Source organism: Streptomyces sp. NPDC059169 (assembly GCF_042755225.1).
In the GTDB taxonomy this organism is placed as follows: domain Bacteria; phylum Actinomycetota; class Actinomycetes; order Streptomycetales; family Streptomycetaceae; genus Streptomyces.
Genome location: NZ_JBHZCF010000004.1, coordinates 458,425 through 475,319, shown reverse-complemented (window position 1 = coordinate 475,319; position 16,895 = coordinate 458,425). Strand labels below are relative to the sequence as shown.

Here is a 16,895-nt window from a genome sequence, read left to right as displayed (position 1 = left end):
GGGCGGCGGCCGGTCACCGTACGGCCCCCGCCACGGCCCACCCGTGGGCCGGACTCGTACGGACGCCCGGCACGGCGAGCACGGCGACCGCGGTGAGCAGCAGACCCGACCGCACGGCCCAACGCCCCCGGAAACCGGTCAGCAGGTCGTCGCCGAGCGGCCACCCAGGCACCAGGAGCCGCGCGGTGAAGGTCCCGTCGCCCGGGTCGAAGGAGAGGAAGGCGTCCTCGAACCCCAGCGGACGCCCGGTCATCGGGAACCACGCCTTGTACACGGACTCCTTGGCGCTGAACAGCATGCGGTCCCAGGGCAACGACGGTGCCCCGTCGGGCTGGTGGGGAAGTCTGGCGCGTTCCCCGGGCAGCGCCACGGCCTCCAGCACCCCGTCCGGGAGCGGCCGAGCCGGCTCGGCGTCGATACCCAGGGCGAGTACCTCTGCAGACCGTGCGACGACCGCGGCGGCATACCCCTCGCAATGGGTGAGCGCGCCGACGAGGCCGGAGGGCCAGCCCGGTTCCCCGCGCGGTCCCGGCAGGACCGGTACGGGCGGCACGCCGAGCCCGGCCATTGCCCGGCGGGCACACCATCGGCCCGCGGAGAACTCGCGCACGCGCTCGTGGACCGCCCGCGAGACGTGCCGCTCCTCCTCGGGCAGGAGCGCCGCGGCCGGCAGTGCGACGCCGAAGAGCTCGGCCGCGGAGACGGTCTCCGGCAGCAGCTCATCGATCATCGGGTCTCCTGTCCTTGCAGCGTGAGAGTGCGCCTCGCGGGGCATCGGCGCGCGGCACTTCCTCACGACGCCGCATGGGCGAGATTAGCCCCGGGTGCCCGGACAGAACCACCGCACGGGGCAGCCGCGCGTCAAGTCCCGGGGAAATGCCCAGTCTTTCCGGGGCGGACGAAACCGTTCCGCCGTGCCGGCGCGGGCGCGGCGGTCCGTGCGCCCGCTGTGGGGCGCGCGGGCCGAGCCAGGGATATGGGCTCGGCTCCGCTCCGATCCCGTGTCACTTCTTCAGGTCGAGCTGGGGAACGTCGGCGCGGGAGACCCCGAAGGTCTGTGCGTACAAGGACAGTTCGGCCTCCAGCGCACGGATCATGGTGTCGGCGCGGCGGAATCCGTGGCTCTCGCCCTCGAAGGCGATGTAGGCGTGGGCGATGCCGCGCCCCGCCATGTGTGCGAGGAATCGCTCGCTCTGTGCCGGCGGGCAGATGGGATCGTCCAGCCCTTGCAGCAGGAGGAAGGGAACGGAGATCCGGTCGACGTGCTCGAGCGGCGAGCGGTCCCGATAGCGGCTGGGAACCTCGGAGATCGGGCCGATCAACGAGTCCAGGTATCGGGACTCGAAGTCGTGGGTCCCGTCCTCGGCCCACCCCAGCAGGTCCAGCACGGGGTAGAGGAGGGTGCCGCAAGCGAACACGTCCGTGCTGGTGAGCGACGCCGCAGTGGTCCAGCCCCCAGCGCTGCCCCCGCGGATGGCGAGCCGTGCCGGATCCGCCGTGCCCTCCGAGGCGAGGGCCTCCGCGACGGCAGCGCAGTCCTCGACGTCGACGACGCCCCACTGCTCCCTCAGCCGGTTCCGGTACTCCCGTCCGTAGCCCGTCGAGCCACCGTAGTTGACCTCGGCGACGCCGATGCCGCGGGAGGTGAAGTAGGCGATCTCCAGGTCGAGGACCAGCGGTGCATGACCGGTCGGACCTCCGTGGGCCCACACCACGTAGGGCGGCAGTTCGTCGTCGGGCGCGACCCGGTCCGGATTGTGCGGTGGGTAGATGTGGGCGTGGATATCGCGGTTGTCGGGCCCGGTGAAGGTGCGTATCTGCGGTTCGGGGTAGTAGGCGGGGTCCACCGGATCGTCGTGCTCCGAGCCGATGACACGGGCCCTGCCGGTGCCGGTGTCGAGCTCGACCACCTCGTAGGCGCTGCGCGGACTCGCCGCGACGCCGACGACGCGGATGCCGTCGGACGCGAGCGTCGGTGCCCATTCCGTCCACGGGCCGGCCGCGTCGACGAGCTCCCCCGTCTCCGGGTCGAGGATGCCCAGTGCCGTGGCCCCCCTGCCGTGGATGACGGCGATCAGGCCGCTGTCCAGCGGCTCGAACCACGTGAGCCCGATCTTCCACAGCGGGCCGCCGAACTCCTCGCTGCGGCCGGGACACAGGGCGACGGCCTCCGGTGGCGTGTGCCCGAGGGATCCACGCCTGATGCGCTGCAACTCCCACCAGTTGCCCGCGTCCGAGACGAACAGCAGGGAGCCGTCCCGCGCCCAGCCGACCTGGGCGATCGATTCCTCGGGCCCGCCGGCCACCGTCCGCACCGCGGTGAACGCACCGTCGCCGGCCACTTCGCCGAGCAGCACCTCGGTACCGTCCCACGGCATCCGCGGGTGGTCCCAGGCGAGCCAGGCGACGTGCTGCCCGTCCGGTGACAGCCGGGGTCCGGTGACGAAACGGTGCCGATCGTCCGTCAGCTCCCGGACGGCACCTCGGTCGTCGGAAGCGGAGCCGTCCAGGGGCACGGCGACGATCGCCCTGCGCAGGTCGGTGGGCGCCTCGCCGGTGAACTCCTCCAGCACGCACCAGACTTCGTCCCGGCCCGGGGGGATGACGGGATCCACCCATCGCAGACCGCCGCCCGTGGAAGAGATCGGGGTGAGCGGCCGCGGGTCGCCCCCGCCGTCCGGTTCGTACGCGTACAGCCGCTGGTCGGGGTAGTGGACGAAGACGACCAGCGTGCCGCCCTGGTCGCGGGAACTACCGGCCCAGGGCTGCCCGCCGTACTCGATGACGCGGCTGCGCACGTCCCACGGGGCGGGGAGCACCGTGGCCTCGATGCCGTCGGGACCACGGCGCACGAGGGCGCGGCGTCCGCCCTCGGTGGGCCGCGGAGCGGTCCACCACACTTCTGCGCCGACCGTGCCGACGTACTCGGGACGGCCGTCGTGGGACGCGGCCAGTGCGGCGTCGATCGGCGACGGCCAGGTGCCGTAGGCCCCCGTGGGTACCATTGCCAACTCCCCTATGCGGACTTCAGATAGTGGTCGAGGACGCGGACGCCGAAGTGCAGCGCGTCCACCGGGACGCGCTCGTCGACGCCGTGGAACAGGGACGCGTAGTCGAACTCCGGGGGCAGCTTCAGCGGCGAGAAGCCGTAGCCCGTGATGCCGAGCCGGGAGAACTGCTTGGCGTCGGTACCGCCGGACATGCAGAACGGGACGACGTGGCCTGCGGGGTCGAAGTGCTCGATCGCCGCACGCAGCTTGGCGAAGGTCGGCGAGTCGACGGGGGCCTCCAGGGCGACCTCCTGGTGCTCGAACTCCCAGTCGACATCGGGGCCGCAGAGCAGGTCGAGAGTCGTACGGAACTCTTCCTCACATCCGGGCAACACCCTGCCGTCGATGTAGGCGGTGGCATGCTCCGGGATCACGTTCACCTTGTAACCGGCTCTGAGCATCGTCGGGTTGGTGCTGTTGCGCAGGACCGGCTCGACCAGGGCAGCGGCTCTCCCGAGCCGCGTCACCAGGGCGTCCAGGTCGCCGTCGGGTGCGTCCGGGTCGACGACGGTGCCCTGCAGCGCGGCCAGTTCGGTCAGCGAGGCCCGGACGGTCGGGGTGAGCCTCAACGGCCAGGCGTACGCACCGACCCTGGCCACTGCACCGGCCAGCCTGGTCACCGCGTTGGCGGGGTTGGCCTTGGCTCCGTGGCCCGCCGTGCCGCGTGCGGTGAGCTTCAGCCAAGCCGTCCCGCGCTCCCCCGCCGCGATCGGGTACAGCGCGGTACCCGGTGCCGCGTGGAAGGTGAAGGCCCCGGACTCGCTGATGCCTTCCGTGCAGCCCTCGAACAACTCGGGATGCCGATCGGCGAGGAATCCTGCCCCGTCGACCGCACTCGCCTCCTCGTCCGCCGTGTAGGCGATGACGATGTCCCGGCGGGGTTGGATGCCCGCGCGTCGCCAGGCCCGGACGACGGCGAGGACCATCGCGTCCATGTTCTTCATGTCGACGGCGCCTCGACCCCAGACGACCCCGTCGCGAACCTCGCCGGAGAAGGGGTGCACGGACCAGTCGGCGGGCTCGGCGGGAACCACGTCGAGATGCCCGTGGACGAGCAGGGCGTCGGCGGACGGGTCGGACCCCTCGACCCGGGCCACCACGTTCGTCCGGCCCGCCGTGCGCTCCAGGAGCAGCGGCTCAAGGCCGACCGCCGCGAGTTGCTCCGCGACGTACTCCGCGGCGGGCCGTTCGCGGCAGTCACCGCCGCCACGGTTGGTGGTGTCGATCCGGATCAAGTCGGAGGTGAACCGCACCACTTCTTCGCTCGCGAGCGCGTCGACCGAGGAGGGGCCGGGGGCTCCTGTCCGTGCTCCGGGGCGGGTCACATTAGCCATACTGCTCCTCCACGGCGGCCGAGACGATCGTCGTGACCGCCTTGAAGGTGCGAATCGCCTCATACATCGTCTCGCTGGTGTAGACGGTTCGCCGCTCGCCGCTTCGGCTCGCGCCAGGCACGACGGTGGCCGCTGCCGCGAGGTGCTCGGCGTCGAACTCCACCTCCACCGTGAACGGACCGCCTCGCACCGGGTCGTGGCGCAGTGCGAGGACCGTGGCCTCCTTGGCGGCGGCACGGATGTCGGCGGCCGTGCGCGCCGGGGTGCGGCACACCGCCGCGTACCGCGATACGTGGTCCTTGACGGCGACCTTGCGGGCCTCCGGCGCGTATCCCAGTGCGTCCTCGCAGGTCAGATCGTCGCCGGTGACGAGGACCACCGGCACGCCGAACTCCGCGACGACGTGGGCGTTGAGCAGCCCCTCGCTCGCTCTGGTGCCGTTCAGCCAGACTCCAGTGATCGAATTGGCCAGGTAGGTGTGCGCGAGCACTCCTTCGGTGCCCGCACCGGTGTGATATCCGACGAAGGCGACCCCGTCCACATCGCCGCGCTGGACGCCTTCGACCATCGAGAGCGCCTTGTGCCGGCCCGTCAGCATCTCGGCCCGCTCGTCCAGTTGCTCCAGCAGTAGATTGCGCATGCTCCCGTGCGCTTCATTGATGAGCACCTCATCGGCACCACCGTCGAGGAAGCCGAGGACCGCCGCGTTCACGTCCGAGGTGAAAAGGGAGCGGCACCGCTCCCACTGGGAGGTGCCGGGAAGCACGTCGGCAGGCCAGGTGACACCGGTGGCGCCTTCCATGTCGGCGCTGACGAGGATCTTCATGCCAGGAACCGTACGCGTCGTCCGGCGCACCGACCAGCCCTGTGGATAACCCTCCCCGTTTCAGCCCCGTGGACCCCCCGGTTCCGGCCGATGACCAGCCTTTTCGCCGCGACACGCCGAGAAGTCGACCGTCGGGGAACCGTCGTCGCACAAGCGGGGCGAAGCGGCCGCTCCGCCCGGCCGGGCACGTCGCGAAGAACCCGGATGGCGCGTGGCCGGTGGTTCCGTCGTGGTGCTGCACGGTCCGGTACGCGGGCACCACCCACTGCGCGGCGCGCAGCAGGCCCGGGCACGGGGCGCGGCGCGGGCGCGCGGGACGGAGGGGGGTGACCGCTCACGGCCAACCGGTCCGAGCCGCAGGGCTCTCCGCCGATCCCGGGGGCGCTGTGGCGACGGACGTCTGTTCCAGCACGGCGAGGAGCAGCGTGAGCATCAGGCCCACGAACACCGGCCCAACGCGCCGGAGGTTCGACCCCACAGGGCGTTCGGCGCCATAGGACGTTCCGCACTCGCGGCGCGGGGCGCGGAAGTGCCGGCCGCGTCTACGGTCTGATGGACCTTCACCGGGCTGCACCCACCCGCGTACCGTTCCCCTCGTCCGGCCGCGCGGCGTCGTTGTTCGCGTGGTGCGCGTGGTGCGCGTGGTGCGCGTGGTGCGCGTGGTGCGCGTGGTGCGCGTGGTGCGCGTGGTGCGCGTGGTGCGCGTGGTGCGCGAGGAAGGACCGCACGGGACGCGAAGACGGAGCAGCCGAGGGGGGCGCGAAGCTCATGACGGGCACACGTGGGCGCACGTCAGCCGCCTTCCCGCAGCCTCCGGTGTGCCTGGGCACACCGGAGTCGCGACGGGAACCACTCGAACCAGTGACCGCGCCCCTGGCTCCGTGGCGGTGCGGTGCGGTGTGGTCGGGCTACTTCTCCACCTCGGTCGCAAGCCTGGAGAGGACCTCGTCGTAGATCCGCCCGAGCCCCTTGGGGGCGAAGGTCCGCTCGAAGAATCCGCCGATGCCACCCGCGCCCTGCCAGACCGTGGTCACGACGGCCTTCGAGCGTCCTTCGCCGGCCGGCGTGACCGTCCAGGTCGTGACCATCGAGGAGTTGCGGTCCTTCTCGACGAGTTGCCCGTCGGTCGGCTCGGTGACGTCCAGCAGGCAGTCCCGGACCCGCTTGCTGGTGGCCTGGAGCCTCCAGTGGACGACGGTGCCGTCGCCGTCGCCGCCCTGGCGCACTTCGTACTCGCTGAAGTGCTCCGACAGGAGCTTCGCGCGCGTGTCCTTGTAGTCGGTCAGGGCGTCGAACACGGCCTCCGCGTCCGCCGCGATGATCCGCTCCGTCGTGGCCTCGACCTGCGCCATGCCCTCATCCTCCAGCACTCGGTTCCTCGGGGAACACCAGCCAACCACCTCGCGCTCGGCCGCGCGAAATCGGGATTGCGGCAATCAACGGAACACATGTTCTATTCTATGGTCAGTGCTACCGAGGAGGCGCCCAGACGCCCCCCGGACTTCCCTGACGCTCACCGGGGCGTTTCCGTGTGCGCGCTCAGATCAGCGCAGGCCGTCTGTGTCGTCGTGCTCTTCACCGACTGGGAGTGGCCGACGGTCGTCCCACGGGCCCTCGCTGTAGACGACCACGGAGACCGCGCTGTCGTAGGCGTCGTTGAGGTCGTTGCCGCTTGCGCCGAGCATGTTCTCCCAGTCGATTCCCATGCCTACGAGCCTAAGGGCTTGCGGGGAATCAAGGTGTTGCTTCCCGTTCTGGGGATCGTTGGTGTGGTATGCGCATCCCGGACGAGATCTGTTCCCAACTCGCCATGAAATTCGCGACGTTGTTCCCGCACCTGGACGAGCGGCAGCGGCGTCTGCTTCTGGCCGCCAAGGCCCGGGGGCTGGGACATGGTGGCGTCCGGGCCGTCGCCCGGGCGGCTGAGGTGAGTGAGACGACGGTCCGCAAGGGGGTGTTCGAGCTCGAGGCGGGCGAGGAGCCGCTGGGACGGGTGCGGCGGCCGGGCGGTGGCCGCAAACGGGTCGTGGATCTCGACCCTGGGCTGCGGCCCGCGCTGCTGGCGCTGGTGGAGCCGGACGAGCGGGGTGATCCGATGTCGCCGCTGCGGTGGACGGTGAAGTCGACCCGCACCCTCGCGCGGGAGCTGACCCGAGCCGGGCACAAGGTAAGCGCCGATACCGTCGCCGCTCTGCTGCGGGAGGAGGACTTCAGCCTGCAGGCCAACGCCAAGACCCTGGAAGGCGGCCAGCACGCGGACCGAGACGCCCAGTTCCGCTATCTCAACGAGCAGGCGCGCGAGCACCGGGACGCCGGCCAGCCGGTGATCAGCGTGGACACCAAGAAGAAGGAACTCGTCGGAGACTTCAAGAACAACGGCCGCTCGTGGCGGCCCGCTGGTGACCCGGTGCCGGTGCACATGCACGACTTCGCCGACCCGCAGCTGGGCAAGGCCATCCCGTACGGGGTCTACGACCTGATGGCGAACACCGGCTGGGTCAACGTCGGCACCGATCACGACACCGCCGCGTTCGCGGTGGAATCGATCCGCCGCTGGTGGCACGGCCAGGGCCACACCTCTTACCCGCAGGCGACACGTCTGCTGATCACCGCCGACGCGGGCGGCTCCAACGGCTACCGCACGCGAGCCTGGAAACTCGAACTCGCCCGCCTCGCCGCAGAAACCGGGCTCACGATCACCGTCTGCCATCTGCCGCCAGGCACATCGAAGTGGAACAAGATCGAGCACCGCCTCTTCTCCCACATCACCATGAACTGGCGCGGCCGCCCGCTGACCAGCCACGAAGTCATCGTCCAGTCCATCGCCGCAACCACCACCCGCACCGGACTGCGCGTGACCGCCGAACTCGACACCAGCACCTACCCGACCGGAGTACAGATCGGTGACGCGGAGATGGCCGCCCTACCGCTGACCCGCCACGGCTTCCACGGCGACTGGAACTACATCCTGCATTCCCAGCCGGCCTCGGCCATCCAGGCGGCCCGGACTCCAAAACCGTGCAAGCCGGAGTGGGCTCCAGCCCTGCTGTCCGACCCCGCGCTGACCGGGATGTCCCCGGACCAGCTGCACGACCTGGTCCAGACTCTGACACCGGACGGGGACACTCAGCGCGGCCGTCCGCCCCGGCTGGCCTTCCCTGACCAGGTCCTGGCCACCGTGCTCCACCTGCGGGTCGCCCTGGCCGCAGAACCTCTGGCCGTGCTCTTCGGCAACAGCAGGACCGCCATGCACCGCACCCTCCTGAAGAACCAGCGACTGCTCAAAACCCACAGCATCTCCATCCCGCCCGCGACGACCCCGCCAGCGGCTCTCGCCACCCTCCAAGCACGGGTCGTCACCCTGACCGGCGAACCCAGCAACAAGATCAAGACGACGTGTTAATGATCTGCAAGCCCTTAGAACTCTAACAGAATGGCACTTCTCGCCTTGGAATACTGGTTCCTGATGGCGCGTTAGCCTTCACATGAGGAGGGGTGAGCAGCTTCCATGGATCGTGTCCGATGAACTCTGGGCGCGGATTGAGCCGTTGCTGCCGGTCGTGCCGCGCCGTACGGATCATCCGGGGCGCAGGCGTCTGGATGACCGCAAGGTGCTGTCGGGCATCCTGTTCGTGCTGTACACCGGTATTCCGTGGGAGTTCTTGCCCCAGGAACTGGGCTTCGGCTCCGGAATGACCTGCTGGCGGCGGCTGCGGGACTGGAACGACGCGGGTGTGTGGCAGCGTCTGCACGAGTCGCTGCTGGCCGAGCTGCACGCCGCCGGCGCGCTGGACTGGTCCAGGGCGGTGATCGACGGCTCCCATGTCCGGGCCATGAAGGGCGGCCCAAAACCGGACCGAGCCCGGTCGACCGTGCCCGAGCAGACTCCAAGCATCATCTGATCACCGAAGCGCACGGCATCCCGCTGGCAGCGTCACTGACCGGCGGAAACCGCAACGACGTCACCCAGCTCATGCCCCTGATCGAGGCCATCCCGCCCGTGCGTGGCCGCCGCGGGCGTCCCCGCCGACGCCCCGATCGCCTCTACGCAGACCGCGGCTACGACCACGACAAGTACCGCAAGCAGGTCCGCGCCGTCGGGATCACCCCGGTCATCGCCCGCCGAGGCACCGAACACGGCTCAAGGCTGGGCATCCACCGGTGGGTCGTCGAGCAGAGCTTCGCGCTGCTGCACTGGTTCCGCCGCTTACGCATCCGCTGGGAGATCCGCGACGACATCCACGAAGCCTTCCTCAGCCTGGCCTGCAGCATCATCTGCTGGCGACGGCTGAAGGCACTCCGTTAGGAGTTCTAAGGGCTGTCCCGTAAATGATCTGCGGGTCGCCTGGGACATGGCTGATCGTGGTGAAGCCCGTTGATCTATCCGGCGAGGGCGAGGTTGTGCATCCGGGCGATGCCGAGCATGGCGTGGTGGACTCCGTCGCGTGTGCGTCCACGGGGAGTTTCTGCGATCCGGTCGGCGGTGCGGGTGAGGTTGCAGGCCATGGCGGTGAGTACGTACTGAGCGTGCGTCTCGGCGAGCCCGCGGTAGCGCCTACGCCGCAGGCCGTTGGACGATTCGGTCGTGCGGCGCCTGATGACCATCCCCGGGGTGGACGCCATGTCCGCGGTCACCGTGCTGGCTGCGGTCGGGGACTTCCACCGCTTCGGCAGCGCGGACAAACTCGTGTCCTACCTCGGCCTGAACCCGCGGGTGCATCAGTCCGGCGGGACACCCGCCCACCACGGCCGGATCACGTTTTCACGGCCCACACTGTTGGGCTTCAGCCGGCCGCAGCCGCTTAGCGTTGTCTTTTCGGCGAGAACTACCGGGACCCCCACGCGTGGCGGTGACTGCCGGAGCGCGTCAGTCGCGTCGGTCACCGCCAGGGCGTGCGCGGCGCCGGCCTTCGCGGCCTCCCGCGCCGCCTGGCCCGCCGGGCTGTACACGGCGTGGTGGCATGCCTTTTCTGTCGTTTTCGCGTGAGATTGGGGTGGCACTGCCCGCCATCAGGCGGGCGGGCCGTGAGGGAAAAGAGCGAGTTGTGACGACTCAGGAGAAAAGGCTGCCTGCCGGTGTGGTCGTGATCGAGGGCAGTGAGTGCCCGCCGGCGACTTTGGGGCTGTGGAAGCACTACGGCCGCAAGGGCCCCGCCTACGGGATCGGCGCAGGGTACATGGTGGCCCTCAGCGAGTTGCCCGCAGATGGCGGCAGCATGACGAGGAACGTGTCCTCATGGGTCAATCTGACCCAGAGCGATGCAAAGCTGATCAGCAGCAAGGGCACCCGCGTCCTCAAGGCTGGCGAGTCCCTGGAGGAACCCGCCGAGCACAATGACACCGTCGAACGTATCGAATGGGTTCAAAGCTGACGCACGGGGCCAGGACACGGACCGCGCCTTGGGGGATCAGGCGCTCACCCGCCGGTCCCCCTTGCGCCGGGCCCGCCCGGTCGCGCGCACGGTGCAGCATCATGCCGAGCGTCTCGGGCGGTATGCGTCTCTCGCGTATCACAGCCAACTCAGACTCCACAGGTGCCGATCCGAAGGTACCGACTCCGTTGTTCCCTGCGAATCAACGGTCACGCAGGGGCGAGCGAGGTCAGCCCATCCCCTGGAGCGGCTCGATCCGTACCGATCGCGGATCGAACGGCGCCCTGCCCGGACGGCCGGGCAGGGGCGTTACCGTGGCCAGCGTCTCGACCACCGCGCGCTGCCGGTCCAACGTCAGATCCTTCCAGGCCTTGGTGGGATCTTCGGCGGTCACGATTCTCCATCCTCACCAAGGGCACGCTGATCCTTCGGACCTGGATCTCCTCCGGGAGGCCGCCGAGGTCACGGACGTGGGGGTTTCCGTGTCGGTCGGGTTCACCGACCACGCTCTGTGGCGCACGGTCGAACCGGGCACCCCGGCTCCCGAGCGACGCCCGGACGTCGTACGCACCCTCGCCGAGCACGGCCTGGGCTGCGGCGTCCTGATGGCACCGGGCATCCCCTTCCTCGGTGACCGCCCCGACCGGCTACGCACCACGGTCCGGGCGAGCGCCGGCGCAGGAGCGACTTCCGTGACCCCGCTCGTGCTGCACCTGCGGCCGGGAGCGCGGGAGTGGTTCATGGCCTGGCTCGGGCGGGAACACCCCCACGTCGTGCGACGCTACGAGCGGCTGTACGCGGAGGGCGCCTACGCACCCAAGTGGTATCAGCGCCGGATCACCCGTCATGTGCACGTACTCGCCACCGAGTTCGGCATCGGCCCGGCACGGCGCGGCACCCCGCGCCGCCTCCGGGCACCCGGGGAGCCCCTGGTCGCCGAGCCCGCCGCCACCCAGCTCACCCTCCTCTGAAGACCGCTGCGCCGCTGCGCCCCTCGTCAAACGGGTCACTTCTGCCCCGTTGCCGTCCCTCCCGGTGGATATCGGGGAACGCTGCGGCGGGGGCTCTGCCGCTCCGGGCCGCGCCCCCCGCCACCACGGGAGGCCAAATGAACAGACGCGCAGGAGTGCTGATCGCCGTCGGGGCGACGCTCACCGGACTGGTCAGCGGTGCACCGTCCGCGACCGCGAAGTCCTCGGCGCCCCGCGCCGCCGCACCGAAGTGGACCAGCTGCGCCACCAAGGCGTACCCGAAGCTCGAATGCTCCTCGGTGCGCGTGCCGCTCGACCACCGCCAACCGAAGGGAAAGCAGATCACGCTGGCGCTGTCGCGGGTGCGCCACACGACGAAGGCCTTCCAGGGAGTGCTGTTGGTCAACCCCGGTGGCCCCGGGGGGAGCGGGCTGCGGCTGGCGGGTTTCGTGGCGGCGTCGCTGCCCCCCAAAGTCGCGGCGCAGTACGACGTCGTCGGGTTCGATCCGCGCGGGGTGGGCGCCTCGAAGCCGGCACTCGACTGCAGACCGCACCACTTCGCCCCGGTGCGGCCGGACTCACTCCCCCTCGACCAAGACACCGAACGCGCCAACCTGGTCAGGGCACTGTCGTTCAGCCAGGGGTGCGCGGCCAAGTACGGCGATCTGCTGCCCTTCCTGGACACCGTGAGCGCGGCGAAGGACATGGACCTGATCCGCTCGGCTCTGGGCTTCAAGAAGGTCAACTACTTCGGCTACTCGTACGGCACGTATCTGGGCGCCGTGTACGCCAAGCTCTTCCCCCACCGGGTGCGGCGCGCGGTCCTCGATTCGGTGGTGAACCCGGACGGCGTCTGGTACGGCGACAACCTCAACCAGGACCTGGGCTTCGACGCCCGCCACAAGGCGTTCTCCGCCTGGGTGGCGAAGCACGACGCCGTGTACCACCTGGGCACCGACCCCGCGAAGGTCGAGGCTGCGTGGTACGCGATGCGCGCGGCGCTGCGCACCCGTCCGGCCGGGGGCCTGGTCGGACCCGCCGAGTTGGAGGACACATACCTGTCGGGCGGCTACTACGACGGTTTCTGGCCGGAGCTCGCAGAGGCTTTCGCCGCCTACGCGACCAAGAAGGACACCGAACCGCTGGTCGACGCGTACGAGGACTTCGGGGCGGTCGACGCCGCGGGTGACAACGGCTACTCGGTCTACACGGCGGTGCAGTGCAGGGATGCCAGCTGGCCGCGCGACTGGGGCACCTGGCGCTCCGACAACCGGGCCGTGTACACCAAGGCACCGTTCAACACGTGGAACAACGCCTGGTACAACGCTCCGTGCCTGTCCTGGCCCGTCGGGTCGCTCAAGCGGACGGACATCACCAACCGCTCCGTCCCCCCGGTACTGATCTTCCAAGCCACCGGCGACGCGGCCACCCCGTACGAGGGCGGCGTCGCGGTGCACCGCAAGCTGCACGGATCCCGCCTCGTCGTGGAGAGTGGCGGCGGGAACCACGGGGTCACCTTGAGCGACAACGCCTGTCTGGACCGCTATCTGACGGACTACCTGGCCACCGGCAAGCTCCCCCCGGCCGACCCGAGCGTGGCGGCCGACGCGGTGTGCTCGCCCGCCCCGGAGCCGAAGCCCCTCAGCAGGTCCGCCCGCACCGCCCAGGCCGCCAAGTCCACGGGGGACACGCTGCACCGGCTGCTCGGCCACCGAAACTGACCTGCACGCCGTCGGGGGCATCCACCAGGATGCGGCCATGGACACCCACCTCACCCATGTCCCCGCCCCCGACGGCGTCTTCCCCGCGACCGCCTACACGCACGTGGTCACGGGCACGGGCCGCCTCGTCGCCGTATCCGGCCAGATCGCCCTCGGTGAAGCGGGCGAGCTGGTGGGCGAGGGCGACCCCGCGGCCCAGGCACGCCAGGTGTTCGAGAACCTGCGGCGCTGCCTCGCGTCGGCGGGCGCCGGCTTCGGTGACGTGGTCAAGCTGACGTACTTCCTCACGGACATGTCCCACCTGCCCGCGGTCCGCGAGGCGCGGGACGCCGCGCTGGGTTCGAACCGGCTGCCGGCGAGCTCGGCGGTGCAGGTCGCCTCTCTCGTCGACCCGCGGCTGGTGGTGGAGATCGAGGCTCTCGCCGTGGTCCCGTAGAACCGCGAGTGAGCAGAGCAGAGTGCGGATACACACGACGACCGCGGGGGCTGCTCCGCGGTCGCGGCCTGCCGGGTCGGCGGCTGGCGGCACGCGCACGCGGGAGTGCACGCGGGAGTGCCACCGGATCTCGTCGGCGATACCGGGACCGGAACAACCGCACGCGCACGGGAGTGCTCCCCCGTTCCTACCTCGACGCGATGGCCGAGGCCCGGGAGGCGGGGCGGATCCGCACACTGCTCCCGGCCACGGCCGACGGACCCGTGGTCCCCCTGGAGGGGGAACGTGCGGCCCGCACTTCTCCGAACAGGCGGGTTTCACAGCGGCGACGGCAGAGGGGATTCGTTCGAGGCGGACGAGGCGTCCACCCGTGAAGTGGGCTACGGCAGGCGGCTGAGGGCGGCGGCCGCGGCAGCCGACAGACGCGGGTGGGTCCGGGCGGACTCGAGGACCGGGCGGGCGCGCCCGTCCGCGAGCGCCCCGAGGCCCTCCACACAGGCCAGGGCCACGCGCCAGTGCGGATCGCCGGGCCGCAGTCTGCGCCCCAGCGCGGTGATCAGCGCCGGCACCGACTCCGGGGCCCGCAGGGCGGTGAGGAGCCGCACCGGGGCCAACGCGTAGGCGACGCGCAGCTCGTTGGTGGCGAGCGCGGCGGCGGCCTGCGCCGTGCGCGGATCGGCGAGCCTCATCAGGGCGTAGGAGGCGGACACGCACCGCTCGTGGTCACGGTGGTTGAGCAGCAGCACGAGGGGTTCGAAGGCCCGGTGGTCCCCGGCGCAGCCGAGCCGGAAGGCGGCGATCTCCCTCGCCCACAGGGGACGGTGCGCCGCGGTGAGCACGGCGGCGAGGGTGTCGGGGTCCGCGGGGCCGCTGAGTCGGCGGTGCAGTTCCTCGTCGGCGGGACCGGTCAGCTCCTGGCGGGTTCGCACGGCGAGGTCCTCGAGATCCGCGTCCACGCACAGCAGCATAGGGGGCCCGACCGCCGTGCGGAGGAGGGCGGCACAGATCACATCCGCGCGGGGGTGGCGCGCTCGTTACTCGCCAGTTAATCTCAAGTGAGCGGGTAACCCCCCGCGGCTCCCGGTGGCCTGGTGACGCAGCCGCCGCGAGTGTTGTCGGTTCGGCAGCTTTGTACGGCGTGACTCCGGGACAGGGTCCGTCGCTCTTCACCACGGCATCCCCCGCGTGTGCCGCGCCCCTCGTGCGGCGCCCCTCGGCACACGACCTCCCTCAGTCGTCACTCATTCCTGGAGTCCCGTGATGGACACCCCTCTCTCCACCATTGCCGTCGTCGGCCTCGGCACCATGGGCACCGGCATCGCCGAGGTCCTCGCACGTGCCGGCCGCGAAGTCATCGGAATCGACATCAGCGACATCGCCGCCCGCCACGCCGTCACGGCCCTCGAGGCCTCCACCGCGCGTGCCGTGGAACGCGGCCGCATCTCCGAGGAGGAGCGGCGCACCGTCCTCGCCCGCTTCCGTACGTTCTCGGACCTGCAGGCCGCCGCCGAGGCGGACCTCGTGATCGAGGTCGTGCCCGAGTCGTACGAGATCAAGCAGCAGGTCTTCCGTGCGCTGGACTCCGTCGTCCGACCGGACACCATCCTCGCCACGGGCACCAACGCCCTGTCGGTGACGCGTCTCGCCGCGGATTCGGCCCGTCCCGAGCGGGTCCTCGGCCTGCACTTCTTCAACCCGGCCCCGGCGATGAAGCTCGTCGAGGTGGTCTCCTCGGTGCTCACCGCGCCGACGGCCGTCAGCACCGTCACCCAGCTCGCCCGCGAGCTCGGCAAGGAGCCCGTCGCAGTGGGCGACCGGCCCGGTTTCGTCGCGGACGGACTGCTCTTCGGCTACCTCAACCAGGCCGCCGCGATGTACGAGGCGAAGTACGCCTCCCGCGAGGACATCGACGCCGCTATGAAGCTCGGCTGCGGCCTGCCGATGGGCCCGCTCGCCCTGCTCGACCTGATCGGCATCGACACGGCACGCACGGTGCTCGATGCGATGTACGCCGAGTCCCACGACCGTCTGCACGCGCCCGCACCCGTCCTGAAGCAGCTCAGCGAGGCGGGCCTGACGGGCCGCAAGTCGGGCCGCGGCTTCTACACCTACGAGGCGCCGGACAGCGGCACCGTGGTGCGCGACGCGCTCACGCCACTGGAGGGTGGGCAGGCCGGTACCGGCCGCCCGGTGGGCTCGGTCGGCGTCGCGGGCTCCGGCACGATGGCGAGCGGGATCGCCGAGGTCTTCGCCAAGGCCGGCTACGACGTCGTCCTCGCGGCGCGCAGCCAGGAGAAGGCGGAGACGGCCAAGTCCCGGATCGCCAAGTCGCTTTCGCGCTCCGTCGACAAGGGCCGCATGACGCCCGAGGCACGGGACGAGACGTTGGCCCGCATCGCTCCGGCCGACTCCCTCGACGCGTTCGCCGAGGTCGATCTGGCGCTCGAGGCGGTCGCCGAGGACCTGGAGGTCAAGCAGCAGCTCTTCGCCACTCTGGACAAGGTCTGCAAGCCTGGCGCGGTGCTCGCCACGACGACCTCCTCGCTGCCGGTCGTCGCCTGCGCCCGTGCCACGTCGCGGCCCCAGGACGTGATCGGGATGCACTTCTTCAACCCGGCCCCGGCGATGAAGCTCGTCGAGGTGGTCCGGACCGTGCTCACCGCCGACGACGTGCACGCCACGGTGCGCGAGGTCACCGCGAAGATCAAGAAGCACGCCGTCGACTGCGGTGACCGCGCCGGCTTCATCGTGAACGCTCTGCTGTTCCCCTACCTCAACAACGCGATCAAGATGGTCGAGGAGCACTACGCCTCCCTCGACGACATCGACGCCGCGATGAGGCTGGGCGGCGGCTACCCGATGGGCCCGTTCGAGCTCCTCGACGTGGTCGGGCTCGACGTCTCACTCGCGATCGAGAAGGTGCTGCACCGCGAGTTCCGGGACCCGGGCCTGGCTCCCGCTCCGCTGCTCGAGCACCTGGTGGCCGCTGGCTGCCTGGGCCGCAAGACGGGGCGCGGCTTCCGCGAATATGCCCGTCGCTGATCCGGGCGCGGGTTGGGGCGGGGTGGTCGGGAGGGGGGGGAGGCCGCCCCCCCCAAAGGACCCCCCCCCGCAAACGCAAGACATTCCGGGGACTGTCCAACCCCCTTATGCCCGCCCCCAGAAACCCCCAACCCCCCCCCCCA

At 70.6% G+C, this 16,895-nt stretch carries 16 protein-coding genes and 1 pseudogene; 8 read left to right on the top strand and 9 right to left on the bottom strand.

The features are described 5' to 3' along the window. Positions 1-13: 13 nt before the first annotated feature. From ACFXOM_RS10655 to ACFXOM_RS10630, 6 genes are all read right to left on the bottom strand, one after another. Positions 14-730 (bottom strand): 4'-phosphopantetheinyl transferase, encoded by a 717-nt coding sequence (locus ACFXOM_RS10655; protein ID WP_385037656.1) that lies wholly within the window; start codon positions 728-730, stop codon positions 14-16. A gap of 274 nt (positions 731-1,004) precedes the next feature. Then, positions 1,005-3,005: a S9 family peptidase gene (locus ACFXOM_RS10650; RefSeq protein ID WP_384942039.1), complete on the bottom strand. Its 2,001-nt coding sequence runs from the start codon at positions 3,003-3,005 to the stop codon at positions 1,005-1,007. A gap of 11 nt (positions 3,006-3,016) precedes the next feature. Beyond that, positions 3,017-4,384: a M20/M25/M40 family metallo-hydrolase gene (locus ACFXOM_RS10645; protein ID WP_384942037.1), complete on the bottom strand. Its 1,368-nt coding sequence runs from the start codon at positions 4,382-4,384 to the stop codon at positions 3,017-3,019. Beyond that, positions 4,377-5,210 carry a M55 family metallopeptidase gene (locus ACFXOM_RS10640; protein WP_384942035.1) on the bottom strand — a complete coding sequence of 278 codons (834 nt, stop codon included), beginning with the start codon at positions 5,208-5,210 and terminating at the stop codon, positions 4,377-4,379. The genes ACFXOM_RS10645 and ACFXOM_RS10640 overlap by 8 nt, the downstream gene beginning before the upstream one ends. Before the next feature lie 908 nt (positions 5,211-6,118). Next, positions 6,119-6,562 (bottom strand): SRPBCC family protein, encoded by a 444-nt coding sequence (locus ACFXOM_RS10635; RefSeq protein ID WP_385037653.1) that lies wholly within the window; start codon positions 6,560-6,562, stop codon positions 6,119-6,121. Positions 6,563-6,754: 192 nt separating this feature from the next. Next, entirely contained in the window at positions 6,755-6,916 is a 162-nt protein-coding gene (locus tag ACFXOM_RS10630) for a hypothetical protein (RefSeq protein ID WP_384942031.1), read from the bottom strand. A gap of 68 nt (positions 6,917-6,984) precedes the next feature. Between ACFXOM_RS10630 and ACFXOM_RS10625 the strand changes: the two genes are divergently transcribed. Together ACFXOM_RS10625 and ACFXOM_RS10620 are read left to right on the top strand one after the other, a co-directional pair. Continuing rightward, positions 6,985-8,613, top strand: a complete 1,629-nt coding sequence (locus ACFXOM_RS10625; protein ID WP_385037650.1) for an ISAzo13 family transposase — start codon at positions 6,985-6,987, stop codon at positions 8,611-8,613. An 82-nt stretch (positions 8,614-8,695) separates the two neighbouring features. Continuing rightward, positions 8,696-9,516 (top strand): IS5 family transposase gene (locus ACFXOM_RS10620; RefSeq protein ID WP_385037647.1). Its coding sequence is split into 2 segments (ribosomal slippage): positions 8,696-9,056 and positions 9,056-9,516, totalling 822 coding nucleotides; the frame shifts between segments, so codons are not numbered across the junction. A gap of 74 nt (positions 9,517-9,590) precedes the next feature. On the opposite strand, the gene ACFXOM_RS10615 is transcribed toward ACFXOM_RS10620, so the two are convergent. After that, positions 9,591-9,893, bottom strand: a complete 303-nt coding sequence (locus tag ACFXOM_RS10615) for a hypothetical protein (protein WP_385037676.1) — start codon at positions 9,891-9,893, stop codon at positions 9,591-9,593. On the opposite strand from ACFXOM_RS10615, the gene ACFXOM_RS10610 reads away from it, so the two are divergent. Both ACFXOM_RS10610 and ACFXOM_RS10605 read left to right on the top strand, forming a co-directional pair. Beyond that, positions 9,808-10,197, top strand: a complete 390-nt coding sequence (locus ACFXOM_RS10610; protein WP_385037673.1) for a transposase — start codon at positions 9,808-9,810, stop codon at positions 10,195-10,197. The genes ACFXOM_RS10615 and ACFXOM_RS10610 overlap by 86 nt on opposite strands. A gap of 58 nt (positions 10,198-10,255) precedes the next feature. After that, a complete protein-coding gene (locus tag ACFXOM_RS10605) occupies positions 10,256-10,582 on the top strand; it encodes a hypothetical protein (protein ID WP_384942025.1) in 327 nt (108 codons plus the stop codon). Positions 10,583-10,811: 229 nt separating this feature from the next. Here the strand turns inward: ACFXOM_RS10605 and ACFXOM_RS10600 are convergent, their stop codons facing one another. Then, on the bottom strand, positions 10,812-10,976 hold the full coding sequence (locus tag ACFXOM_RS10600) for a hypothetical protein (RefSeq protein WP_384942061.1): 165 nt from the start codon (positions 10,974-10,976) through the stop codon (positions 10,812-10,814). 2 nt (positions 10,977-10,978) lie between these two features. Here ACFXOM_RS10600 and ACFXOM_RS10595 point away from each other — a divergent pair. The 3 genes and pseudogenes from ACFXOM_RS10595 to ACFXOM_RS10585 all read left to right on the top strand — a co-directional run. Beyond that, positions 10,979-11,553 (top strand): annotated as a pseudogene (locus ACFXOM_RS10595) (radical SAM protein); the annotation flags it as partial. 137 nt (positions 11,554-11,690) lie between these two features. Further along, complete coding sequence (locus ACFXOM_RS10590; protein WP_385037644.1) at positions 11,691-13,274, top strand: alpha/beta hydrolase; 1,584 nt, start codon at positions 11,691-11,693, stop codon at positions 13,272-13,274. Between the two features lie 37 nt (positions 13,275-13,311). After that, positions 13,312-13,710, top strand: a complete 399-nt coding sequence (locus ACFXOM_RS10585) for a RidA family protein (RefSeq protein ID WP_385037641.1) — start codon at positions 13,312-13,314, stop codon at positions 13,708-13,710. A gap of 380 nt (positions 13,711-14,090) precedes the next feature. On the opposite strand, the gene ACFXOM_RS10580 is transcribed toward ACFXOM_RS10585, so the two are convergent. Beyond that, a complete protein-coding gene (locus ACFXOM_RS10580; RefSeq protein WP_384942020.1) occupies positions 14,091-14,666 on the bottom strand; it encodes a HEAT repeat domain-containing protein in 576 nt (191 codons plus the stop codon). 304 nt (positions 14,667-14,970) lie between these two features. On the opposite strand from ACFXOM_RS10580, the gene ACFXOM_RS10575 reads away from it, so the two are divergent. Further along, complete coding sequence (locus tag ACFXOM_RS10575) at positions 14,971-16,752, top strand: 3-hydroxyacyl-CoA dehydrogenase family protein (protein WP_384942018.1); 1,782 nt, start codon at positions 14,971-14,973, stop codon at positions 16,750-16,752. The last annotated feature ends 143 nt before the right edge of the window (positions 16,753-16,895 follow it).

Bases quoted from the DNA above. Each gene is read 5' to 3' on its own strand.
- ACFXOM_RS10655 (WP_385037656.1), bottom strand. From the start codon at position 730: ATGATCGATGAGCTGCTGCCGGAGACCGTCTCCGCGGCCGAGCTCTTC.
- ACFXOM_RS10650 (WP_384942039.1), bottom strand. From the start codon at position 3,005: ATGGTACCCACGGGGGCCTACGGCACCTGGCCGTCGCCGATCGACGCC.
- ACFXOM_RS10645 (WP_384942037.1), bottom strand. From the start codon at position 4,384: ATGGCTAATGTGACCCGCCCCGGAGCACGGACAGGAGCCCCCGGCCCC.
- ACFXOM_RS10640 (WP_384942035.1), bottom strand. From the start codon at position 5,210: ATGAAGATCCTCGTCAGCGCCGACATGGAAGGCGCCACCGGTGTCACC.
- ACFXOM_RS10635 (WP_385037653.1), bottom strand. From the start codon at position 6,562: ATGGCGCAGGTCGAGGCCACGACGGAGCGGATCATCGCGGCGGACGCG.
- ACFXOM_RS10630 (WP_384942031.1), bottom strand. From the start codon at position 6,916: ATGGGAATCGACTGGGAGAACATGCTCGGCGCAAGCGGCAACGACCTC.
- ACFXOM_RS10625 (WP_385037650.1), top strand. From the start codon at position 6,985: ATGCGCATCCCGGACGAGATCTGTTCCCAACTCGCCATGAAATTCGCG.
- ACFXOM_RS10610 (WP_385037673.1), top strand. From the start codon at position 9,808: ATGACCATCCCCGGGGTGGACGCCATGTCCGCGGTCACCGTGCTGGCT.
- ACFXOM_RS10590 (WP_385037644.1), top strand. From the start codon at position 11,691: ATGAACAGACGCGCAGGAGTGCTGATCGCCGTCGGGGCGACGCTCACC.
- ACFXOM_RS10585 (WP_385037641.1), top strand. From the start codon at position 13,312: ATGGACACCCACCTCACCCATGTCCCCGCCCCCGACGGCGTCTTCCCC.
- ACFXOM_RS10575 (WP_384942018.1), top strand. From the start codon at position 14,971: ATGGACACCCCTCTCTCCACCATTGCCGTCGTCGGCCTCGGCACCATG.